We start from the raw sequence: 21,843 nt of genomic DNA, 5'->3' as shown, positions 1-21,843 counted from the left end.
CCGCCGTCGTACGCCTCCTTCCTGGGCAGTAACGCCGCAGTAACGGCCGATGTGGGCAAATATGAAATGCCCACCAGGCACGAGGAGCAGCAGTGAACCCGGGCAGGCTTCCGGCACGGGCGCCGGACGCCCAGGGCAGCCGCGCATGGAAAGCGCCGCGGGCCGCCCGGTCCGGCGCTGCCCGTCGGAAGGGGCCTGCGGCAGCCGCCACGGGGACGGACCTCAGCCACTCGATAGTTCAGTGGTTCGCGATCATTGCGCCCCTGACCACCGTGGCCACGGCGCTGGCGTTCTGGTTCGGCTGGACCATGACGGCCACCCGCACCGCCTATTTCGGGATAGACCAAAGTATTCTCGAATACTCCACAGTGGACTATCTGCTGCGCAGCGCCGACGCGATCATCGTGCCCGCGATATCCATCCTTCTCATCAGCCTTGTGTGCATCGGCGTCCACGCATTTACGGCCGCCATCATCAGCCGGCCCGGCCTATACAGCTACATTCTTTTCGGCGCGTGGACCATCCTCTGCGCCGGGGTCCTCATCACCGCGCTCGGCGTGTGGGTCCTGTTCGAGGAACCGCCTTTCGCCACCCCGTTCCTCTTCGAACCGGCGGCCCTGGGCAGCGGCGTCGCCGTCGGTGCCTACGCTTTCTGGGTGCTCCGCAGGCTGGCCACGTCCGACGGCGACGTGCTCAGGCGCCTGCCCATGTGGGAAAAGCTCGGCTACGTGTGCGCTGTGCTGCTGGTGGTCCTGGCACTGTTCTGGGCCTGCTCCCTGTACGCGGGGGCTTTGGGCACCGGCAGGTCCCGGGAATATGCCCGTGAACTGGCCAAACGCCCCTCCGTGGTGGTCTACAGCGTCCAGTCGCTGGCTCTCGCCGGCCCGGTCCGCGAGGACAGGATTCCCGATCCGGACGCGAAATACCACTTCAAATACACAGGGCTGAAATTCGTCACCAGAAGCGCCGACAAGTTCTTTCTCCTTCCCGAAGGCTGGCGGCGCGAAACCGGGGTGGCGATCATTCTTGACGACAATCCGGAATACCGGGTGGAATTTCTTCCGGGGGGCTGAAAATGGGATATCCAGCAGCAGGAAAATGCATTGCCTGCCTTCTTGGACTGGGCGTCCTGTCATCCTGCACAGGGACCCCGGGAGGCACTGAGAGTGCCAGGACCAAAGACTCCCAACCGGTGGTTGAGAACCGGGTGCGGATCGGCGAGGAGAACTGGATCGTCCAGCCTGGACAGACAGGCCCGCTCGCGGAAGCCGGCACGGTCGAGTCGATTGAAATCACCAACGGCACTGATTCCGATGTGACCGTGCCCGACGCCGGCATCAACAACACCGCATTCCTCGTCATCTTCAACGGCTGCACCGGCATCCTGAAGCCTGGCGAAACCTGCCTTGTCCGCGGGGAATGGACCACCACCAAAGTGCGGCAGGCAAACCTGGAAGTGTCCGTCGCCGCGCCAAACGCCGAAAAGGCATCCCCCAAAAAGGGCATTTCAGTCCCGCTGGGGATGGCTGCCGGCGTCGCCCCCGACAAAACCCTGGCACCGACCACAAGTTCGACGCCGGAGCCCCCGCCGTCGACGTCGACATCGACGACGTCACCCTCGCCCTCCCCGTCGGGAAGTTCGGGGACGGAGACGCCGCCACCTCCGACGTCGTCAACCCTCAAACCCCCTACCGGACCTGCTGTTGGCGACCCCCTCAAGCACCTGCTACCAACATTGAAGTAATCCCCGTCCCCCTATGACACTTTTTATACCGCTATAGGAGAGCGTGCTCTCTCCTTTGGAAAAGTGGAAATACCTTATTGACAGCATCGTTCGTACTGTGGATGCTCATTCATACCTCCTCCATCTTTTTGACAAATCGGAAATCAGGTTTCGATGGGCACGGTCGATAATGGGGAACTAAAACTGGACTTACTTCGGTCCTGGCGGCTCCGCCGGGACGATGTGGCTATCCACGTTGCGACACGACAGCAGCGGCTCATTGCATCCCTGGCCATCCGTGGACCGAGCCTGCGGGCCCATCTCAGCGGCCTGTTGTGGCCGGAGTACCCGGACGCCAGGGCACTGGAAAGCCTGCGCGTCAGCGTCCACCTGATTTCCCGCGAGGTGCCCGGGCTGATCGTCAATGGGGGACCAACGTTGTCGCTTGACGAGCGGGTTGACGTCGATGTGCAGCGGATCCGGTCCCAGATCCAGGCTTTGCGGGGTGACCGGCATACCGGAAGCGCCGCCTCTTTGCTGCATGAACTGCGCGACGCGGAACTCCTCCCCGGCTGGTACGAGGACTGGGTGGTTTTCGCCCAGAACCGTCTGACGGAAGACCGCCTCCAGGCCCTCGCCCTGGTCGCACGGAAGTCCCTTGCCGCCGGAGACCCCGAAACAGCGACGGAGGCTGCACGCGCCACCCTGGAAATCGAGCCGCTGTTCGAAGGCGCCGTTTCGTTCCTCATCGAAGGCGAACTCCAGCGTGGAAATCCGGGGGCAGCGCTTCGCGCCTACGAGCGGTACCGGGAGCAGTTGCGGACGGACATGGGCCTGCAGCCTTCCGCCTCCCTCACGGGCCTCGTGGCCGAATTGATTGACCGGCAGACGGCGGCAGATCATCCGGTCGCCGACCGCATTGTCACAGCCGCCGGTTCCCTGCTGGGCGCCCGGCCGGCGTTCGGCCCCCTGTAGCGTTCGGTCCCCTGTAGGCAGTAACGCGGCCGTAACGGCACCCGTGGTGCACTCTCCCTATGGGAATTGCCCTTCACGACGGCCGGCTCCCGGTGATCTACGTCCGCGGTTTCGCTGGCACCGGCGCCGCCGTCAACAGCGCTGTTGACGATCCCTTCTATGGCTTCAGCCAGGGTTCTGTCCATGTCCGTGCTGACGGCAGCGGACGGGCGAAATTCCACCAGTTCGAGTCCCCGATGCTGCGCCTGGTGGCAGACCACCAGTACGAGGTGCCGGTCCACGGGGACCAGTGGTCATTCCTCAACAGCGTTGACGCCAACTCCGTGAACCCGGCATCGATCTGGATCCACCGCTTCTACGACGACGCGGCGGATACCTTCGATGCGGACCCTGAGAGCTTCTCGTTCGAGGAAGCAGCACGGGACCTGTTCAGCCTGATCAACCTTGTGCTCGAGAAGACCGGAGCGCCGAAGGTCTTCCTGGTGGCGCACTCCATGGGCGGGCTCATCTGCCGCTCACTGCTGCAGCGGGTCATCCCGGAAAGCCTGGCTGGCGACGGCGGCGTGATCGACCCTGCCGCGGGGGCCAAATATGTTGCCCGCCTCTTCACGTATGCCACTCCGCACGGCGGCATCAAATTCGCTGTCGGGTACGGCCTGTTCGAGAGGCTCCGGGACGCCACCCGGTTCCAGGGGGCGGATATCTTCGGGCCCGACCGGATGTACGAATACCTCACGCCACCGGCCCTCAGGGCGATCCGGACGCGCGAAAACTTCCGGGCCACCGAGATGCCAGATGACGGGTTTCCCTTGAACGAACTGTTCTGCCTGGTGGGCTCCAACCCCGAGGACTACGACGTCGCCCTGGGCCTGTCCTCAAAAGCGGTGGGCGCCCGGAGCGACGGGCTGGTCCAGATCGACAACGCTGCGGTCAAAGGCGCGGTGGTGGCAGTGGTGCACCGCAGCCACAGCGGACGCTACGGCATCGTCAATTCCGAAGAGGGCTACCAGAACCTGCAGCGCTTCCTGTTCGGGGACCTCAAAGTCGAGGTGGAACTCGTGGGCTTCACAGTGGGCAAGTCCGATCCGCCGGAGGTGGAGTTCCAGCTGGACGTGGGCCTGGCCATCCGGGGGCTGCCGGTTCTAGTGCATGAACAAAGCGCGGCCCACTTCTGCCCAGTGCAGATCGAGCACTGGAAGGAAGGAGATCCCATCGACTCGCCGGTTCCGCTGCTGACCACGTTCCTCTCCTCCAGGGCTCCACGGCCGCGCGTTGATGGGAAGGTAGTGCCCCGGCTGCGCCAGGCCCTCAAGCTGACGCTGATGTCGATCCTGGAAAAGGACGGGCACTTCTTTTTCGCCGACCACTTGGAACAGACCGAGGACTGGCAGGACACGCTGCTGGTGGAAATTGAACCGCCCTCCGCGGAGCGGCCCCTGCCCAAAGCCTGGGCAGCGTGGAACAGCACGATCCCCAGCGCCCTGCGCAACTGGGAAGCGGGGGATGAAGACCTGCTGAAGGACACCGACCCGACGCCGAACCGCTGGCAGGGATTCATCCCTGTTCCCGAGGTGTCCAGGCATCTACTCGGACACAACGCGGGCCTGCGCCTGACCGTTACCCCCAGGACGCTGGCCCTCTGAGACCACGCACCACCCTTCAACCCACTGCAAAGGAGATCCGAAATGATCGACCCGAATTCCTTCCCCACGTCCGAGAACTCGTCCGGGTCCGTCCCGGAGGCGGACTACTCTGGGGCCGAGACCACCGGCCGGTTCATCGTGGTCTTTGCCCGTGACGCGGACAGCCCGTCCTCGGTGCTGGAATCGGCAGGCCTGTCCAACGTGGCGGACTCGCGGGACTTCCGGGACCGTGAAGTGGATGTCTCGGAAAGCAGCGGTGCGGACGCCACGTACTTCAGCTCCCTGGGCATCGCCGTGGTTTCGGCGGCGCCGGAGCAGATCGGCGCGCTGCAGACCACCGAAGCGGTGGCGGGTGCGGTACTGTCCGTATCGCCGGAACTGATCCACCATGTCCTCCCGGCGGGACCCACTGAGTACGTCAGGGGTTACCGCGATGCTGTCCTGGACCTGGACACGCGCCTGAACGGCAACGGCCAGGGCACGGGAGTAGCGGCACCACCAACCGTGCCGATCTTCCAGGACACCGCCCAGTTCACGTGGGGGCTGCAGGCCGTCCAGGCACAGTCGTCCCAATACTCGGGGCGCGGGGTCAAGGTGGCAGTCCTGGACACGGGTTTCGACTCAACCCACCCTGACTTCGCCGGACGCAACATCATCACCCGGTCCTTCATTCAGGGCGAGACCCCCGAGGACGGACACGGGCACGGCACACACTGCATCGGCACCTCCTGCGGCTCCAAGTCCCCGTCCACCGGGCCGCGCTACGGCGTGGCCTACGAGGCCGACATCTTCGCGGGCAAGGTGCTGGGCAACTCAGGTTCCGGCAGCGACGCCGGCATCCTGGCCGGCATTGACTGGGCGTTGTCCAGCGGCTGCCACATCATCTCCATGTCCCTCGGAGCCGACGTGCCGCAGATCCACCCGCCGTACGTGGCAGCCGGCAAGCGTGCGCTGGACGCCGGCACGCTGATCATCGCCGCCGCCGGAAACAACGCGCGCCGCCTCCAGGGCAACTTCGGATTCGTGGGTACCCCGGCCAACAGCCCGTTCATCATGGCGGTGGGCGCCCTGGACCATCAGCTGGACGTTGCCTTCTTCTCCGCGCGCAGCCTGCCGGTCCGGGGCGGACAGGTGGACGTGGCCGGCCCCGGCTGGCAGGTCTACTCGTCCTGGCCCATGCCCACCCGGTACCGGAGCATCAGCGGCACCAGCATGGCCACCCCGCACGCCGCCGGCGTTGCCGCCCTCTGGGCCCAGGCCACCGGCTTCCGCGGACGGGAACTCTGGTCCTCGCTGGTCCAGGAATGCGACCGGCTCATTGCACCCTCCCTGGACGTTGGCTCCGGCCTGGTCATCGCCCCGGTGTAGGACCGCCTGCTACTTAGGAACCGCCTGCTACGCGATGAGGGATAACCTGAGGAATGGTCAACATCAATGTCACGGTGGACCAGGAGTACCTGTCCGCCATCGCCGATGTCGCGGACGCCCTGCGCGCCCGCGGCATGCAGGTGGAACAGGTCCTGGAGATGGGCTTCATCACCGGCTCCGCCCCGAATGACAGCCTGCCGGCCCTTAAGTCCGTGAGCGGCGTGCAGTCCGTGGACGAGGAACTGGGCTACCGGCTGCCGCCCCCGGACGAAGACATCCAGTAGGCACCTACCACTGGATGTCCGACGTATCGTCCAGCGGCCGCCTGTCGCCAACCGCCTCGGGGACGGCGAAGGTGTCAGCCTGCCGCAGCGCGTCCGGGAACTGCAGGCTTGTCCGCTCCTCGATTTCGCTGACGGCAACCTGGAACACGCGGAATTCGTCGAGCTCGAGCGCTTCGGGCTGGTCCAGGTTCTGGGTCAGCAGGAAGGCCCTGCTCTTGAGCTGCCCGTGCTCCACGAACGCGACGATCTTCCAGTACTCGCGCGGCAGGGGAGTCCCCCGGTAGACGCGGTCATCGTCCTGCAGCACCGGCCCGCCGAACACGCTGACCTTCAGGTCGTCAACCTCCACGTCCTCGAACACCGCATCCTCAAGCCGCCCCCAGACCCCGTTCTTGCTGCTCTGGTTGAAGTCCTCCAACTGTGGGGTGATGTTGGTGAAGTAGAACGAGTCCTTGTTCGCCCGGCCGGCCTCGTCCGCCGCTCCCCACACCAGGTCGGCCCTGCGTGCCAGATGGCCGCGGTCCACCCGGTTGCCCCGGTATAGCTCGTCCCCGACCTGGATACCGGCGGGGAGCCGGGGGTCCTTGATGAAGCTGATGCCCGTCCGGCTGAGTTTTTGCAGGCTGCCGCCGTCGATATTCCATGCCACCCAGCGGGCAAACCGCCGTGACGTGCTGAGGCAGAGCGAGAAGTGGGTGTACAGGATGATGTCCGAGCCGGCGAAGCGCACCGCGTCGGAGTTGATGGCCGCAGCAAGGGTGGGCAGGCCGACGGGCTGGCCGAGGAAGTCATTCAGGAACCCTTCGGGAACAACCTCGTCCGCCTCGGGAGCCGCCGGCGGGCGCAGGGTGATTTCCAGCTTTTCGAATACGGACTGGGGCAGGCAGGCCAGGGCGTGCTCGTCAGGGCTGTCTCCTGACTCCCCGCCGAAGTGCAGCCCCGCCAGGACGGTGGTGAGCTCACCGGAGGGGGTCTTGAAAATCCATGCCGACCCCGAGTCCCCGCCACGGCTGATTTCCCCGTCCACCGAGGGGTTGGCAGGGTCGGGGCCGATTTCGAAGCCGCCGATGGTATGCATACCCGCGGAGCCGTAAGAAAGTTTGGCGATCACGTCCACGCGGCGCACCACCCCGTGGGTGACGCCTGTGGTGCGGCCGCTCTTGACCACTTTGTCGCCGATCTCAGGTTCCCCGAGCTGGTCCGGCGTGACGTCCAGGGACTGGATGGCCGTGGTGAAGCCGCGGTCCGCGATGGTTGCCACGGCGCAGTCACCCGCGACGCCCAGGTGCGAGCGGACCAGGCGGCCCAGCCCGTTGGCGTTGACCCGGTTGTCGTCATGCGGGCCCGGCTGGACCACCAAGTCGCCAAGGGCGCCGGTATCACCGTGCAGCACGTGCCAGTTGCTGAGGACCAGCGGCGTTCCGTCGTGGCGGTCGTACACGATGCAGGCGATGGTGCCGGCGCTGGAGTGGATGTTGCCCACACTGACACCCGGCCTGATGGGGTCGAGCCGGACCTTGGTGGGTGGGGGCTCCACCTCCGCCACTGCCCGGAACGAAGGGCGGTAATCCCGCTCGATAACATCGGTGGGAACCGGAACCCCGTCCACCATGATGGTGTCCGGTATGGGTTTGGTGTTGAGGGACTCCAGGGCTTCCGGGGACGCTTTCTCGCCCACGGTGAACTGGAGCGAGATCTCGCCGGTCGCCTTCCCGTCCACCACTTTGTGGCCCACACCGATCGAGGTGATGTTCGGGTCCTCGAGGTAGGCGGCGCCCTTGGTCCTGATGAACTGCCGCAGCGAGGCCAGCATCTGTTCGTTGTCGGACGTTGCCTCCGGGACGGGGCGGTCGGTGGTGTTCATACCAAGTCCATTTCCTGGGTGTGGTGCTTTTACTGCCCGGCCGCTGCGGGCGGCCTCGGGTGTGTCCGGGGTGACGTACGACGGCGGCCCAGCCCCGCCGTCGTACGTTGCAGTTCCTGCCACGCGCATCAGGCGCTGGCAGGCATGCTCCCGTCCGGCATCGCGTCCGATGCGCGTTCCTTGCCAGGCGCGCCGGAATCTCCCGCTGACTCCCTGGCCGGAGGTTCCTCCATTGACCCGGCAGGCATTTCCGCTGCTGCCGGCCGCTTGTGGCCGTTTGTTGTCAGGCTCTCGGCCATGGTGCCGGTGGGCATCTCCACTGTCTGCGGGACCACGGCTGCGGCGGCCCCGTCCCCGCCCTCCTCTTCGGCCATGGTGGCGGCAGCTCCGGTGGACTCTTCGCTCAGGAACGGGCTGTTTTGCCACCTGTGCCAGAGGGCGTTGTCCGTGCCCCGGACAAAGACCTCGAGCCGGCCGTCGGCGTTGCTTCCCACGGTGATGTTGGAGGTGAGGATGCCGCCCAGGGAGGCCCAGCCGGACCAGCCGCTGTTGGGCGCAGTCTGCCACAGATGCCAGAGGGCGTTGTCCGTGCCCCGGACAAAGACCTCCATCCGGCCGCTCGAGTTCCTGCCCTCGGCGATATCCGAGGTGAGGATGCCGCCCAGGGAGGCCCAGCCGGACCAGTTGCCGTTGGGTGCCGTCTGCCACTTGTGCCAGAGGGCGTTGTCCGTGCCCCGGACGAAGACTTCGAGGCGGCCGTCGGCGTTGGTCCCGGTGGTGATGTTGGAGGTGAGGATGCCGCCCAGGGAGGCCCAGCCGGACCAGTTGCCGTTTGGTGCTGTCTGCCACTTGTGCCAGAGGGCGTTGTCGGTGCCCCGGGCGAAGATCTCAAGGCGGCCGTCCGCGTTCCTGCCCACCGCAATTTCGGAGGTGATCACGCCGCCCAGGGAGGCCCAGCCGGACCAGTTGCCGTTGGGCGCCGTCTGCCACCTGTGCCATACGGCACCGTCGTTGCCCCGGGCGAAGACTTCGAGCCGGCCGTCAGCGTTGCGCCCCACGGCGGCGGGTCCGGTGATTCCGCCGCCGAGGGAGTTCCAGCCGGCCCAGTTGCCGTTGGGCGTGGTCTGCCACCGGTGCCACAGCGCGTTGTCCGTGCCCCGGGCGAAGATTTCCAGCCGGCCGTCCTGGTTGTTCGCCACCGCGATCTCGGTGGTGATGACCCCGCCCAGGGAGTTCCAGCCGGACCAGTTGCCGTTGGGCGTGGTCTGCCACCGGTGCCACACCGCACCATCGGTGCCCCGGGCAAACGCTTCCAGCCGGCCGTCCTTGTTGTTGCCCACGGCCACGTCCGAGGTGATCACGCCGCCCAGGGAGTTCCACCCCGCCCAAGCCTGGGGCGCGGCAGGGTACAGGGCCCGGAACCCGTCAAGGTCGTCCTGGGTGAGGACGCGTTTGGTGAAGTTGGAGGACACCGTGGGCGCCATCACCGAGCCGGCAACGCTGGAGTGCGCCAGCCCCACAATGTGCCCGAGTTCGTGCAGGGCGACGGTCTCGATGTCGAAGGCGTTCGCCACGGCGCCGACGCTCCAGACGTGTTCGCTGTCATCGAAGTGGACCGGCTTGGGGAGGGTGTTGGTGATGACGCTGCAGCCGGGCGGGAAATCCGCGTGGGCCAGGATGCCGCCCACCATCGAGTGGTCCGGGTCAGCCGCGGGCCGCCAGCCGATGCGGATGTCCGGGCTGGAGCCGACGGCGACCTCGGTGAAGGACAGTCCGCCCAGCCCCCGCCAGGTATCGATGGCACGCCTGATCGCGTCGAACTCGGCAGTACCGGCAACGTCATCCGTCCCTGTATCGAACGCAAACGTCAAAGTCCGGTCCACCCACGCGCACGCCGTGGCGAAGTCAAGGTCACCGCCGCGCTTGTCCGGGAGCCCGCAGCGCGGCCGCATCATCGCTTCCCGGGTGGCGTCGTCGAACACGCCGGTGACCGGGAGGTTGAAGAACTCCTGGAAGCTTCTCAGGGCACCGGCGGTGGAATCGTCCAGGACGCCGATGTCCCTGGCGGTGGAGGCCCCCAGGTATCCGAAGCGCTCGAGGTAGTTTTGCACCTTGCTGAAGCCCGGATTGCTCTCGCCCGGGCCGGTGTTTTGAATGGCGGCCAGGAACGGGGCCGCGGGGTAGGGCTCTTCAGTCATTGGACTCTCCTTGATCTGTTCGGATGCTTCGCAGGATCTGCAGGGCGACGTCCTTGTCGGCGTCGGCGGGTTGATGGACCACGGCGGTGGCGCGGCCGGGGATGGTGACGGCGACGGTGCGGGTGCCCTCCTCTTCGAACAGGACGAAGTCCGCGGTGATGCTGCCCACCGCTTCCTGCCAGTATTCGAACCCGGGCTTGGCTTCATAGCGTGTGAGGGGGTCGGCGAAGGGGCTGGCATCCACGGTGAGGCGCATGTCGGCACCTTCGAGGACGGCAGCGCTGCCTTCGAATCCGGCCTCGTCCGAGGGGACGAGCTGGGCCGGGACGTCCAGGGCCAGGCCCGCTACCCGGACCGAACTCCAGGGCTGACTCATCACACCGGCCTCACACGCGGGGGAACCACATATAGAGTCGATCAGACGCGCGTTACTGCGCCGTTACTGCTCCCGCTGGCCTTCGGGGTGGCAGGGTCCGCCCTGGTGGGACCGCCCCGGTGCGCGCTTGGTCCGGAACCCAGGCCCAAATGTCAGGAAAAGATCATCCTGCAGACACCCGGGCGTCAGCTTGCGCAGGAAACATATGAGTCAGGGGGATCCTTAAGCCATTAGGAAAGGACCAGTCGTGACTCGTTATGACCGCCGCATCGTCGGATCCTGCCGGGAACTCGCCTCGGGTGATGGAATCGAGGCCTTTTGCGGGGACACTTTGATGCATCGTGGCCCGGTGACGGAGACCGCCCCTGATTACGGGCTGTTCTGGATCCTGGATACTTTGACGGGAAGCAGGTGCCGGATCGACATCTTCGAACTCGACATTGTGCGCATTCCGCCGCCCGCCGTCGAATCCGGGCCCTTTTCGCGGGGCCACCGATCAGCAAATGTAAAGCCCGCAACCTCCTACTGGCGCGAAGTATCCACCCCGGGCTGACAGCCCCCTACCCCCGCACCTACCTAACGCGTAGTCCCCTATAGGTCCCGGACGGAAATATGAGTACCCACTACTCGTGACCCCCTAACGGCTTCTTCGTAGGCTGAGTCGAATAGGGGGACAAGGCTCCCGTGCAATGCCTTGGGGAAGGAGCGGAACTCTTGAAGAGGAATCAGCGTCGCGCATTGACCTGCGCCGTCCTCGTCATGATGATGACGCTTTTAGCGGCCGTGGCATGCGGGGACCTCAGGGGAGCTCCAGGCGCATCACCGCCCCAGGCTACGGACCCGGAGAGCACCACCCCCAGTCCTACACAGCCGGCAACAGACCAGCCTTCCCCAGCCTCCGAACCCGTTCAGCCCTCGACTGACAAGCCCGGATTGACCCCCGAGCCTTTCGCGGCCGCAGACCCTGCCGCCGCCTCCAACGCGATGCCGGTGGGGGACCTGCCGGGCTGGACGCAGGTCTTTGCGGAGGACTTCACTGAGGGAGACGTGGGCCTTGGCGGATTCCCCGGCCCCGCCTACGGTGCCCGGTGGAGCGAGAACTACTTTGACGGCACGCCGGATACGGCTGCCCAGCAGCAACCCAAGGGCCAGCGGACCTCCGGGTATTACCCGTCGAAGGTCCTGAGTGTCCATGACGGCTTCATGGACATGTTCCTGCACTCGGAAAACGGCGTGGCCATGGGTGCGGCTCCATCGCCCAAACTTTTTGGAGCAAACCAGCGGCCGTACAACAGCCTGGTGTATGGGCGCTACTCGGTTCGCTTCAAGGCGGACGTCCTGCCGGGCTTCAAGCTCGCATGGCTGCTGTGGCCGGACAGCAAGAATTGGCCCGCGGATGGGGAGATCGACTTTCCCGAGGGTGACCTGTCAAAGGTCATGTACGCCGCCGTGCACGGCCTCGAAAACGGCATCCACGACAATGAGGTCCTTCGCCCCGAGGTGCCGTACGGGGACTGGCACATAGCCACCACCGAGTGGCGTGCGGACGGCATCGAGTTCTTCCTTGATGGAAAGTCGTTGGGTGTTTCCAGGAGGTTCACCCCGACCAAAAACATGCATTACATCCTGCAGACCGAGTCCTGCGGGCCAGTGTGCCCATCGCCGGAAACCAGCGGGCACGTCCTGGTTGACTGGGTGGCCATCTGGGCAAAGTCCTAGCCACGACGGGCCTGGGGACAAGCCCACTTCACGATGGCACGACGGCGGCCGCGCGCCGCCGTCGTGCCTCTTAAGTTTTTTGGCCCGAGGGTCTTTACGCACTGGCCGGACGTCATTAAAGTGGGTTGGGTCATAGTCCGGATGGGCGCTAGGGGCGTCCGGGAAGGGGGAGTGCATCACCGCTGACCGTTACCTACAGACAAATGACCACTACGTTGAAGGCCCCTCTTAGGAGGGGCCTTCCCTTTGCCCCGGCCCTTTGCCCGGCCCCTTAGTTTGGGCAGGGGTTCAGTTGGCCAGCTCGCCCATGCGGGCCCGGAGGGATCGCCGTTCAGCATCGTTGTCGGTGAGGATCAGCGCTTCTTGGAACGCCACCCGGGCCTCCTCCAGCTGGCCAAGCCGGGACAGGAAATCGGCCCGGGCAGCAGCAAGGTACGGGTAACGGGCCAGTTGGGGTTCGGCGCCGAGCGCATCCAACTCTGCCAGGCCTTCTGCATATCCCACGGCGAAGCCGAGCGCGATGGCCCTGTTCAGCCGGACCACCGGGGACGGCCACCTTTCCAGCAGCAGGTCGTACAGGACCAGGATCTCCTGCCAGTCAGTGTCGGACCAGGTTCCGCTTTCATCGTGAACTGCGGCAATTGCGGCCATCAGGGCGAACCGGCCCGGCGGCCGCGAAACCAGGGCCTCCCGCAGCAGTGCCACCCCTTCCTCGATCGCATGCCGGTCCCATTTCGACCGGTCCTGGTGGGCCAGCAGGACCTGCTCTTGATGCTCATCCAGCCGGGCATCCCTCCGGGCCTCCGTGAGCAGGATCAGGGCCAGCAGCCCTGCAACATCGGGGTCGGCGGGGAGCAGGGCCCGCAGCGTCCTGGCCAGTTCCAGGCCGCGTTCGGCAAGGTCGCGCCGCATCAGGTCGGCTCCCGACGGCGCGGTGTGCCCGGTGGTGTACAGCAGGTACACCACCGACAACACGCCGTCCACGCGTTCGTGGAGCTCAGACGCCGGCGGCACCCGATAGGGGATGCCGGCGGCGGCAATCTTCTTTTTCGCCCGGGTGATGCGGGCCGCCATGGTGGCCTCCGGAACCAGGAACGCGCGCGCCACGTCGGCGGTGGACAACCCGCACAGTAGCCGCAGCGTCAGGGCAACCTGGGCTTCAAGCGCCAGGGCCGGATGGCAGCAGGTGAAAATGAGCCGGAGCCGCTCGTCCGGGATGTCCCCGGCGTCCTGGGAGCCGTCGCGGTATTCTTCCGGCTCCAGCAGCTTGGGCAGGGCCCGCTGTGCGGTGGTGGCGCGGCGGCGCATGTCCAGCGCCCGCCGTCGCGCCGTCACCGTAAGCCAGGCCCCCGGATTCCTGGGGATCCCGTTCACGCACCACGTGGACAAGGCGCTGGCATAGGCGTCCTGGACCGCCTCTTCCGCCGCGTCGATGTCGCCGGCAACACGCACCGTGGCCGCCAGCACGAAACCCCACTCGCGGCGGTACGCGTCGGCAACCGCCGCCGCAACCTCCGAACTGGCGGCCCGGGGCATCAGCTGATCACTCGTACAGGCCAGACCTCTACTCCAACCCCGGCGGGAACCTCCTTGGCGATCTCAAGTGCCTCATCCAGGTCGGCCGCCTCCACCAGGTAGTAGCCGCCCAGGGTCTCCTTCGACTCCGCGAACGGACCGTCCGAGACCAGGAAACCGCCGGAACCATCACGCCGGATGGATGTCGCCGTCGAGGATGGCTACAGGGCGGCCCCGTTGATCAGGTTGGAACTGCGGCGCTGCATGAACTCCTGGTAGTTGGCGCTGATGGATTCGCCTTCGGCCTGCCGGGCCACTGCCTCGTCCTGGAAGATCAGGATCAGATACTTGGACATCTCGTACTCCCTTTACTGTCGGTCAAGGGCTCTTCGGTGCGGCCCCTACCCATACGACGCGCACCGGAAGTGAAGATCGACAGCCAGCGCGGGAGATCCCCTTCCATTTCCAAAGTACCCCGCCGTGGGGGCCTTGCCGCAAGGGCCCGGGGGTGGCGCATACTGGCGGTCGGCTAATGGGCTATGGAGGGGGACGGCATGCATGACGTGGTGATTGTGGGGAGCGGGCCCACGGGGTTGATGCTGGCGGGCGAGCTGCGGCTGGCGGGGGTGGACGCGGTTGTCCTGGAGCGGCGGGAGTCGCAGGAGCTGGCGGGCTCGCGCGGCGGCGGCATCCATGCGCGGACCCTTGAACTGCTGGACCAGCGCGGCATCGTGGACAGGTTCCTGGCCGAGGGCAAAACGATGAACACCGCCACGTTCGGCAACACCCCGCTGGACCTCAGCGCGCTGCCCACGCGCCATCCGTACACGCTGGCGCTGTTCCAGAACCACATCGAGCGGCTGCTGCTCCAGTGGGCGGAAGAGCTGCGCGTCCAGGTCCGGCGCGGCGTGGAGGTCACCGGCGTACAGGAGGACGACGGCGGCGTGGACGTCCAGCTTGCCGCCGGCGGATCGGTGCGGTCCCGGTACGTCGTGGGCACCGACGGCGGGCGCAGCACAGTGCGGCGTTCGGCCGGCATCGCGATGGTGGGCCCGGACGCCACCCGGAGCAGCCTGATTGCCGAGGTGAAAGTGGCCGGCGAGCCCAAACAGCAGGGAAAGGTGGACGCCCGCGGCATCCACGGTCTGTACCCGATGGGGGACGGCACCGTCCGCGTGGTAGTGACCGAGGCCGTCCTGGGTCCGGCCACCGAGCCCACGCTCCCGGACCTGCGGCAGGCGCTGACTGATGTGTTCGGCACCGACTTCGGCGTGCACAGCCCCACCTGGCTCTCGCGCTTTACCGACGCGACGCGCCAGGCGGAGTCCTACCGGAAGGGCCGGGTGCTGCTGGCCGGCGACGCGGCGCATGTCCACTCACCCACGGGCGGGCTGGGCATCGGCCTGGGCGTGCAAGACGCCGTCAACCTCGGCTGGAAGCTGGGGCAGGTGGTGCGGGGCAGCTCCGGCGGGGAACTGCTGGACACTTACCACGCGGAACGCCACCCGGCGGGGGAACGGGCGCTGAAGTACACCATGGCGCAGTCCCTCTTCCAGAAGGCCGATCCCCGGCAGGAGGCCCTGCGCGACCTGCTCGGTGAGGTGCTCCGCGTGGAGGGAGCGGGCGAGCCCATTGCCGCGCTGGTGACCGGTCTCGACGTCGCCTATGACCTGGGACCCGGCCATCCGCTCCTGGGGCGCCGGATGCCGGACCTGGACATCACCACCGCTGCCGGGCCGGCCCGGGTGTTCGAGTTGCTGCACCAGGCCGAGCCGGTGCTGTTGGACTTCGGCGGGCAGGAATTGGGTGCGGGCATTTCCACCGCGAGGGTCAGGCACGTCCGGGCAACGTACGACGGCGCGTGGCAGCTTCCCGTGCTGGGCACCGTGCCGGCGCCCACGGCAGTCCTGGTCCGGCCCGACGGGTACGCGGCCTGGGTGGGGGAGGGCCCAGTGGACGGTCTTGCCGAGGCGCTGGACACGTGGTGCGGAAAGGCTAGCCAGCCTCAAGAACGGCCTTGAGCCTGGCCAGTTGGCTGACCTCGGAGCGCATGGTCCGCGTGACCAGGGGCGCCACGATCCGCATCAGGCCGCGGGGCTGCAGGTCCAGGACGAAGCGGACAGTTGTCCCGTTGGGAGCAGGCGTCAGCTGATACTCGCCTGTCGGACGGGCAGGACCTGCCACCACCTGGAAGCCCAACCTGGTCGGTGGCTCTGCCTTGGTGATTTCGTAGTCCCCGGCGATTGGCCGACCACCAGGCCCAGCCAGGGTTTGGCTGTAGACCGCACCAACTGAGCCGGACGTCCCGCTTTTCAGGGCAATTTTCTGTACGCCTTTGCGCCACCTGGGGTTGTTGAGTCCGTCGGCCAGGAACGCGTAGACGTCTTCCGGTGACCGGTTGATGGTGGTCTCGTTTTCGGCGCGGGCCATGCCGTTACTGCTTGGGGCCGGCGATGTTGACCAGCCACTGGACGCCGAATTTGTCAGTGCACATGCCAAAGGTGTCGCCCCAGATGGCTTTTTGCAGCGGCATGGTGACGGTGCCGCCGTCGGACAGCTTCTCCCAGTAGCCCCTCAGTTCTGCATCGTCGTCGCCGCTGAGGGAGACGCTGAACGTGTTGCCGGGCGTGTAGTCCATGCGCTGCGGGGTGTCCGAGGCCATTAGCGTGAGCCCGGTCGGGGTGTCCAGCTGGGCGTGCATGACCAGTTGTTCTTCGGAAGGATCCTGGCTGGCCTGGAATTCTGCGAACGTGCCAATGTTCAGTTCGCCGCCAAAGACGTCCTTGTAGAACTCCATGGCTTCACGGGCATTGTTTCGAAAGCTCAGGTAGGGATTGAGTTGCGTGGGCATGCGGGAAACTCCTTAGAAGGCGGACACCATTGTCGGCACGCGTCATGCTAACAGGGCCCTTCGCGGGCGGGAAGGGGTTCCGCGGCACAGCGGCGGGAACCTCAGTCGTCGAAGTAGGCTGCCGCCGCTCCTTGGCCTGCAAACCGGTCCACCAGCGATTGCGCGAGATCGTTGAGCTTCTGGTTCCTGGTGTTGGAAGCGTTGCGGAGAAGCTGGAAGGCGGCCTCCTTGTTGCACTTGCTCTGGGCCATGATGATGCCGCAGGCGAGGTCAATGACGGTCCTGGTGTCCATCGCCGCTTTCAGGTGCTCGGCACGCTGGTCCGCTGACACGATCCGGACGGCGAGCCGCAGCGCTTTTCCCGCCATCCCGGCGAACCTGACCCCATCAGCCACTGCCTGCTCACTGAAGCGACCGCTGACCGGAGCGAAAAAATCCAGGACCGCCCCGGCGTCGTCATCCAGTTTCATGGGGATGCCCAGGGCACTGGCGATCCCCGCCGCGGACAGGGCGCTGCGGTACTCCGGCCAGCGCCGGTCGGACGAAACATCCCCCAGGAGGACGGGAACGCCGCTTTGCAAAGCGTCCACGCACGGACCGTCTCCCAGGGTTTGCTCAATCCGGTCCAGGACCATGGCCGTGCCGCTGCTGCCGCCAATGGTGGCAGTACGCTTGCGCCGGTGCAGCGTGACAGCGCATTCGATGGGGACTCCCGTGGTGCCGGTCATGGTGGCCGCCGCAACCTCCGTCAGGCCATCGAGCACCGATTTGATGTCCTCCATGCCGGCCACCAGATCCACAAGCTGCTCGAGGTCGTCTGCCATGTCCTGATCCGCCATCTGCTCAATCTAGAAGCAGCAGGGACCGGCCACAAGGCACGAATTGTTGGTCCTCCTGCCAGCGTTCACCCAGTTCGCGTCCAGTGCAGTTATGGAAACGTTATATATGATGGCTTAGTGGTTTTGAGGTCAAGCAGTGGAATTTTGCCAGCACAGGAACGCCCGGCAGGGCCCGGAGCAGGGCTCATCGGCGGACGCAAGCATGCCCTGGACGGGCTCCGGACCATCGCCGTGGCGGGTGTGTTCTTCTTCCATACGGCCACCGACTCAATGCCGGGCGGATCCATCGGCGTGGACGTGTTCTTCACGCTGAGCGGCTTTGTGATCACGCTGCTGATCATGAAGGAGCGGATCGCCACCGGCCGGCTGCACCTGGGCATCTTCTACGCCAAGCGCCTTGCCCGGCTCTGGCCGGCGCTGCTGGCGCTCTGCGCGGTGATTCTCGCCGTCGGATTCGTGTTCCCGGCCTCCGGTTGGGGCGGCCAGGCGGGCTTCGTCCTCCCGGCCGCCGCCTACGTGATGAACCTGGCGCACTTTGGCATGTTCGGCGACTCCATTGCCGGTGAAACCCTGGGCCCCACCTGGACCCTCGCCGTCGAAGAGCAGTTCTACCTGGCGTGGCCGCTGCTCCTGCTGGCCATGCTCCGGTTCTGGAAGGTCCGCACCGCAGCCCTGGCCACCGTGGCCCTGGCCGCCGTCTTCGTACTGAACCGGTTCCTGCTGGTCAACGCTGGGGAGCCGCTGGACCGCATCTACAACGGGCCGGACACCCGGGCGGACGAACTGCTGATCGGCTGCGCGCTTGCCCTTCTGTTCACCGCCGTGCGGCACGGTTCGCGGCTGCACTCGGCCCTGGCATCCGCCGCCCGCTGGGGCGCCCCGCTGGCCGGCATCACCCTGGTGGCCGCACTGTTCCTGCTCAAGGAACCGGACACCCCCGGCGACTGGTTCAACATGTTCTGGACATTCGGGCCCGCGACGCTCGCCTTATTGTCCGCGGTACTGATCGGCTCCCTGGTACTCCAGCCGGCCGGCTTCCTCTCGCGCATCCTCAGCCATCCCTGGCTTGCCCGCCCAGGCCGCGACCTGTCCTACGGCCTGTACCTCTGGCACCTGCCGGTCTACCTGCTGCTGATGCCCCTGATCCCGGCGCTGCCGCTCCGCATCGCCTTGACCGCAGTCCTCACCGTGCTGCTGGCTTACGCGTCGTTCCGCCTTGTTGAGCGGCCCCTCAGGCGCTGGGCGAACGAAAGGCTGGAGCCCGCCGTCGTGCGTTCAACTGCTGGACCTTCACCTTCCGTGCCTTCCGCTGCCGGGCCTTCCGCTGCCGGGCCCTCCGCTGCCGGGACTTCAACGCCCGGTCCTGCCGCCCCGGCAGGTGCTGCTGCCAGGCAGCGGGCAGCGGAACCCCAGCCTGCGGGCCAGCTGATCAACTGACCCAGTCACAGCTGCGGCGTTAGTCCTTCCGGAGGCCGGGCATTCCCAGGGCCTGCGGCTGGATGTCGCTGGAGCAGCCGGAGCAGCAGGCGCCGTTTTCGGCCTCCTCTTCCGGCGCATGCGGAACAGCGCAGCAGGCGTCCCCGCGCCAGGCGTTGATGCCTTCGCGCACCGCAATGCCGGCGATCACCAGCGCCGCGCCTGCATCGGCCCACCACCAGCCCAAGGTGCTGTTCAGGACGAGCCCCACCAGGAGCACGGCGGAGAGGTAGGTGCACAGCAGCGTCTGCTTGGAATCGGCCACCGCCGTCCGCGATCCAAGTTCCCGGCCGGCCCGCCGCTGCGCCCAGGACAGCACCGGCATGACGGCCAGGCTCAGCGCCGCAATGACGATGCCGGGCAGGGAGTGCTGTGCTTCCCCGCCGCCCGCGAGGGAACGAATGGAATCGATGGCCACGAAGGCGGCCAGGGCAAAGAACGAGAGGGCAATGATCCGCAGGGTCAGGTGTTCGCGCCGCTCCGGGTCCTTGGCGGAGAACTGCCAGGACAGCGCCAGGGCGGAGGCTACCTCGATCACCGAATCCAGGCCGAAACCGATCAGGGCGGAGGAATCGGCTACGCCGCCCGCCCACAGCGCCACGATGGCCTCGATGACGTTGTAGGTGATGGTGGCTGCCGCGAAAAGCCTGATCCGGCGGCTCAGCACCTGCCGGCGTTCGGAGGTGGGGGATTGGAGTGTGCCGGTCATGCGAAGCACTCCCCGTCCGGGGCGCAGCAGGCAGGGTCCACCGCGAGGACAACGTTGATCAGGTCCTTGATGGCGTGGCCGATCCGGCCGTCCGCCAGCTCATAGCGGCTCCGGCGCCCGTCCGGAACCGCCACCACCAGTCCGCAGCCACGCAGGCACGTCAGGTGGTTGGACATGCTCTGCCGGGACACCCCCAGGCTGTCCGCGAGATCCGAGGGATAGGACGGGGCTTCCGCGAGTGCCAGCAGCACGCGGGCGCGGGTGGGGTCCGACACGGCGTAGCCGAAGCGGGCCAGCACCGGAGCGTGGGTGAGGGTCTGCATGGGTTTAAAGTACAGCGTCTGATGTATTCAGGCAAAGCTGAACTGTTGTGCCGATGCCCGACGCTCGTGGGTGGCAGATGACGTTGGGCTCATGCTTCCACTTATCCCGACGGGGGGCGTCCATGAAGCTTCCTGGAACGGTGAAGCGGGTGGCCGCGGAAGGGGCCACCCGCCTCGTTCAGCAGCTGGGGAGTCAAGGCCAGCGACTGAAATGGAACGTCTGACAAACAAAGCTTGTCGGCGGACCGGCTGCTTTCTGCACCCATGGCCAGCTGCACGGAACGACACAACAAGCTCGACGCGGATCAGAAGCGCCACCTCGGGAATGTCGTCCTTGAATACCTACCTTGAGCGAATGTCGCACCCCCTTGTCATGATGGGTTTATGGGGAAAGCGGCGGTGGCGAAGGCGTTGGAGGACATCCGTGCCGCTGTTGGTGTGCTCAATGCTGAGGTGGATGGGGCGGGGTCGTTGCCGTTTTCCGAGGCTGATCCGTTGGCGGGGTTGGCTGATGGGTGCTTGGACGTTCTGGCCGGAGCCCGTGAGGTGGAGTCCGGGATCGCGGGCCTGAAGGCGAAGGCTGCGGTGCGGTATGCGGAGACTGCCCAGGCGATGGCGCCGCCGGATACCCCGGTGGTGGCGCTGGAGATGGCGGTGGCTGCGGAGATAGGGTGCGTGTTGGCGTTGGGTCCGCGGGCTGCGGCGTCGTTCCTTGCCACGTCCCATGCCCTGACCGTCGGTTTGCCGCGGACCCTGGAGGCTTTGCAGGCCGGCGTGCTCTCATGGCAGCACGCCGTGGCCATGGCCGACGAAACCGCTGCCCTTGATCCTGCGGGCGCCGCGGCGATGGAAGCCCATTTCCTGAACCCCGACGCACCTGACGCCGTGCGGGGGTGCCCGGTGGGGCAGATGCCGGCGCATCGGTTCAAGGCCAAGGCCCGGCTCTGGCGGGAACGCCACCACGCGGAGTCGATCGAGAAGCGGCACGCCAGATCGGTACTGGACCGGCGGGTGGAGTTTCGGCCGGACCAGGACGGGATGGCCTGGCTCTCGGCGTGCCTCCCGGCGGACCAGGCTGTGGCTGGCTGGAACCGGCTCACCGCTGTTGCCCGTGGGATGCAGGGCCCGCACGAGTCCCGCACCATGCCCCAGCTGCGAGCTGACAATTTCGCCGATTCGGTTCTTGGCAGCAGCAACAGCACCGGCAGTGGTACCGGCCCCGCGGGGGTCCCGTCGCCGATCAGGGCCCAGGTTCTGGTGACGGTCCCGGTGTTCGCGCTGATGGGGGTGACTGATGAGCCGGCGGTGCTGGACGGGTACGGGCCGATCCCGCCGTCGATGGCACAGCGGCTTGTCGCGGACGGGGCAGATTCGTTTCACCGCGTGTTGGTGGATCCGCGGGACGGGGCGCCGCTGGAGATCGGCAGGACCAGCTACCGAATCACGAAAGCGATGCGGGCCTGGCTGAGGATGCGGGACGGCAAGTGTCCGTTCCCCGGTTGCAGCAACAACTCCCTGGACAACGACGCCGACCACATCCTCGCGTGGGCCAACGGCGGCACAACGGGGATCAGCAATTTGGGACAGCCCTGCCCAAAGCACCACAGGCTCCGGCACACCACCGGCTGGAAACCCACCCCGGCGGGCAAGAACGAACCACCCGGCTGGACCTCACCCACGGGCCGGCACTACAAAAGCGAACACCAGGACTGGGAACCACCACACTGGCCACAACACATGCGGCCGCGGCTCAAACCGCTGCCTGGATCAATAGCGGGCTGTCCGGATTTTATCCACGTACTGAATTCACCCGCAGAAGAGGGCCTTGCACGGTTCCTGCATGCCCCACCCGGTTGACCAACTACCCCAGCGGGTTGGCGGACTGGCAGGTCTTGTCGCTGCCCGTCTGGGCCACCACGCCGCCGGGGGAGTCGGCGGACGACGGCGGCGCGACGGGCTTGGTGCCCGTGGCAAAGTCCG

22 protein-coding genes are annotated in these 21,843 nt (G+C 66.4%); 11 read left to right on the top strand and 11 right to left on the bottom strand.

Annotation, left to right across the window (positions count from 1 at the left end; all coding sequences use genetic code 11):
- Positions 1 to 92: 92 nt before the first annotated feature.
- The 6 genes from FBY33_RS00105 to FBY33_RS00080 all read left to right on the top strand — a co-directional run bounded on the left by FBY33_RS00105 (position 93) and on the right by FBY33_RS00080 (position 5,993).
- Positions 93 to 1,073: a hypothetical protein gene (locus tag FBY33_RS00105; protein WP_142028755.1), complete on the top strand. Its 981-nt coding sequence runs from the start codon at positions 93 to 95 to the stop codon at positions 1,071 to 1,073.
- Positions 1,074 to 1,192: 119 nt separating this feature from the next.
- Complete coding sequence (locus FBY33_RS00100; protein WP_142028754.1) at positions 1,193 to 1,744, top strand: hypothetical protein; 552 nt, start codon at positions 1,193 to 1,195, stop codon at positions 1,742 to 1,744.
- Between the two features lie 222 nt (positions 1,745 to 1,966).
- The gene (locus FBY33_RS00095; RefSeq protein ID WP_235010179.1) at positions 1,967 to 2,698 is read left to right on the top strand and encodes an AfsR/SARP family transcriptional regulator; all 732 of its coding nucleotides are present in this window, start codon (positions 1,967 to 1,969) and stop codon (positions 2,696 to 2,698) included.
- A gap of 59 nt (positions 2,699 to 2,757) precedes the next feature.
- Complete coding sequence (locus FBY33_RS00090) at positions 2,758 to 4,341, top strand: esterase/lipase family protein (RefSeq protein ID WP_142028752.1); 1,584 nt, start codon at positions 2,758 to 2,760, stop codon at positions 4,339 to 4,341.
- Positions 4,342 to 4,383: 42 nt separating this feature from the next.
- Positions 4,384 to 5,709: a S8 family serine peptidase gene (locus FBY33_RS00085; RefSeq protein WP_142028751.1), complete on the top strand. Its 1,326-nt coding sequence runs from the start codon at positions 4,384 to 4,386 to the stop codon at positions 5,707 to 5,709.
- A gap of 53 nt (positions 5,710 to 5,762) precedes the next feature.
- Complete coding sequence (locus FBY33_RS00080; RefSeq protein ID WP_142028750.1) at positions 5,763 to 5,993, top strand: hypothetical protein; 231 nt, start codon at positions 5,763 to 5,765, stop codon at positions 5,991 to 5,993.
- Between the two features lie 4 nt (positions 5,994 to 5,997).
- Here FBY33_RS00080 and FBY33_RS20570 read toward each other — a convergent pair whose 3' ends face one another.
- The 3 genes from FBY33_RS20570 to FBY33_RS00065 form a co-directional block, all read right to left on the bottom strand.
- Positions 5,998 to 7,857 (bottom strand): DNA/RNA non-specific endonuclease, encoded by a 1,860-nt coding sequence (locus tag FBY33_RS20570; RefSeq protein WP_142028749.1) that lies wholly within the window; start codon positions 7,855 to 7,857, stop codon positions 5,998 to 6,000.
- A 128-nt stretch (positions 7,858 to 7,985) separates the two neighbouring features.
- The gene (locus FBY33_RS00070; RefSeq protein ID WP_142028748.1) at positions 7,986 to 10,055 is read right to left on the bottom strand and encodes a matrixin family metalloprotease; all 2,070 of its coding nucleotides are present in this window, start codon (positions 10,053 to 10,055) and stop codon (positions 7,986 to 7,988) included.
- The gene (locus tag FBY33_RS00065) at positions 10,048 to 10,431 is read right to left on the bottom strand and encodes a hypothetical protein (protein ID WP_142028747.1); all 384 of its coding nucleotides are present in this window, start codon (positions 10,429 to 10,431) and stop codon (positions 10,048 to 10,050) included. Before FBY33_RS00065 ends, FBY33_RS00070 begins: the two co-directional genes overlap by 8 nt.
- 247 nt (positions 10,432 to 10,678) lie before the next feature.
- Here FBY33_RS00065 and FBY33_RS00060 point away from each other — a divergent pair, with 247 nt between their 5' ends.
- On the top strand, positions 10,679 to 10,984 hold the full coding sequence (locus FBY33_RS00060; RefSeq protein ID WP_142028746.1) for a hypothetical protein: 306 nt from the start codon (positions 10,679 to 10,681) through the stop codon (positions 10,982 to 10,984).
- A 380-nt stretch (positions 10,985 to 11,364) separates the two neighbouring features.
- Positions 11,365 to 12,150 (top strand): glycoside hydrolase family 16 protein, encoded by a 786-nt coding sequence (locus FBY33_RS00055; RefSeq protein WP_235010177.1) that lies wholly within the window; start codon positions 11,365 to 11,367, stop codon positions 12,148 to 12,150.
- Positions 12,151 to 12,438: 288 nt separating this feature from the next.
- Here the strand turns inward: FBY33_RS00055 and FBY33_RS00050 are convergent, their stop codons facing one another.
- Genes FBY33_RS00050 through FBY33_RS20780 form a run of 3 tightly spaced genes read right to left on the bottom strand, consistent with a single transcriptional unit; the run spans position 12,439 to position 14,021 of the window.
- Positions 12,439 to 13,686: an RNA polymerase sigma factor gene (locus FBY33_RS00050; protein ID WP_142028745.1), complete on the bottom strand. Its 1,248-nt coding sequence runs from the start codon at positions 13,684 to 13,686 to the stop codon at positions 12,439 to 12,441.
- Positions 13,686 to 13,838, bottom strand: coding sequence for a YciI family protein (locus FBY33_RS20565; RefSeq protein ID WP_268815881.1), 153 nt, complete (start codon positions 13,836 to 13,838; stop codon positions 13,686 to 13,688). The genes FBY33_RS00050 and FBY33_RS20565 overlap by 1 nt, the downstream gene beginning before the upstream one ends.
- A 48-nt stretch (positions 13,839 to 13,886) precedes the next feature.
- Positions 13,887 to 14,021 carry a hypothetical protein gene (locus FBY33_RS20780; RefSeq protein WP_268815850.1) on the bottom strand — a complete coding sequence of 45 codons (135 nt, stop codon included), beginning with the start codon at positions 14,019 to 14,021 and terminating at the stop codon, positions 13,887 to 13,889.
- A 198-nt stretch (positions 14,022 to 14,219) separates the two neighbouring features.
- Between FBY33_RS20780 and FBY33_RS00040 the strand changes: the two genes are divergently transcribed.
- On the top strand, positions 14,220 to 15,686 hold the full coding sequence (locus FBY33_RS00040) for an FAD-dependent monooxygenase (RefSeq protein WP_142028743.1): 1,467 nt from the start codon (positions 14,220 to 14,222) through the stop codon (positions 15,684 to 15,686).
- Here the strand turns inward: FBY33_RS00040 and FBY33_RS00035 are convergent.
- The 3 genes from FBY33_RS00035 to FBY33_RS00025 form a co-directional block, all read right to left on the bottom strand.
- The gene (locus tag FBY33_RS00035) at positions 15,661 to 16,095 is read right to left on the bottom strand and encodes an SRPBCC family protein (RefSeq protein WP_142028742.1); all 435 of its coding nucleotides are present in this window, start codon (positions 16,093 to 16,095) and stop codon (positions 15,661 to 15,663) included. The two genes, FBY33_RS00040 and FBY33_RS00035, sit on opposite strands and share 26 nt — an antisense overlap.
- Positions 16,096 to 16,099: 4 nt before the next feature.
- Positions 16,100 to 16,516 carry a VOC family protein gene (locus FBY33_RS00030; protein ID WP_142028741.1) on the bottom strand — a complete coding sequence of 139 codons (417 nt, stop codon included), beginning with the start codon at positions 16,514 to 16,516 and terminating at the stop codon, positions 16,100 to 16,102.
- A 101-nt stretch (positions 16,517 to 16,617) separates the two neighbouring features.
- Positions 16,618 to 17,355 (bottom strand): GAF and ANTAR domain-containing protein, encoded by a 738-nt coding sequence (locus tag FBY33_RS00025; protein ID WP_235010175.1) that lies wholly within the window; start codon positions 17,353 to 17,355, stop codon positions 16,618 to 16,620.
- A 144-nt stretch (positions 17,356 to 17,499) separates the two neighbouring features.
- On the opposite strand from FBY33_RS00025, the gene FBY33_RS00020 reads away from it, so the two are divergent.
- Positions 17,500 to 18,792, top strand: coding sequence for an acyltransferase family protein (locus FBY33_RS00020; RefSeq protein ID WP_142028740.1), 1,293 nt, complete (start codon positions 17,500 to 17,502; stop codon positions 18,790 to 18,792).
- Positions 18,793 to 18,811: 19 nt separating this feature from the next.
- On the opposite strand, the gene FBY33_RS00015 is transcribed toward FBY33_RS00020, so the two are convergent.
- Both FBY33_RS00015 and FBY33_RS00010 read right to left on the bottom strand, forming a co-directional pair.
- Complete coding sequence (locus tag FBY33_RS00015; RefSeq protein ID WP_142028739.1) at positions 18,812 to 19,540, bottom strand: cation diffusion facilitator family transporter; 729 nt, start codon at positions 19,538 to 19,540, stop codon at positions 18,812 to 18,814.
- On the bottom strand, positions 19,537 to 19,863 hold the full coding sequence (locus FBY33_RS00010; RefSeq protein ID WP_056329323.1) for an ArsR/SmtB family transcription factor: 327 nt from the start codon (positions 19,861 to 19,863) through the stop codon (positions 19,537 to 19,539). Before FBY33_RS00010 ends, FBY33_RS00015 begins: the two co-directional genes overlap by 4 nt.
- Positions 19,864 to 20,247: 384 nt before the next feature.
- Here FBY33_RS00010 and FBY33_RS00005 point away from each other — a divergent pair, with 384 nt between their 5' ends.
- Positions 20,248 to 21,720, top strand: a complete 1,473-nt coding sequence (locus FBY33_RS00005) for an HNH endonuclease signature motif containing protein (RefSeq protein ID WP_142028738.1) — start codon at positions 20,248 to 20,250, stop codon at positions 21,718 to 21,720.
- The last annotated feature ends 123 nt before the right edge of the window (positions 21,721 to 21,843 follow it).

Source organism: Arthrobacter sp. SLBN-112, assembly GCF_006715225.1.
Taxonomy (GTDB): domain Bacteria; phylum Actinomycetota; class Actinomycetes; order Actinomycetales; family Micrococcaceae; genus Arthrobacter.
The sequence above is the reverse complement of the archived record's forward strand: the minus strand, read 5'-3'. Positions and strand labels throughout refer to the sequence as shown.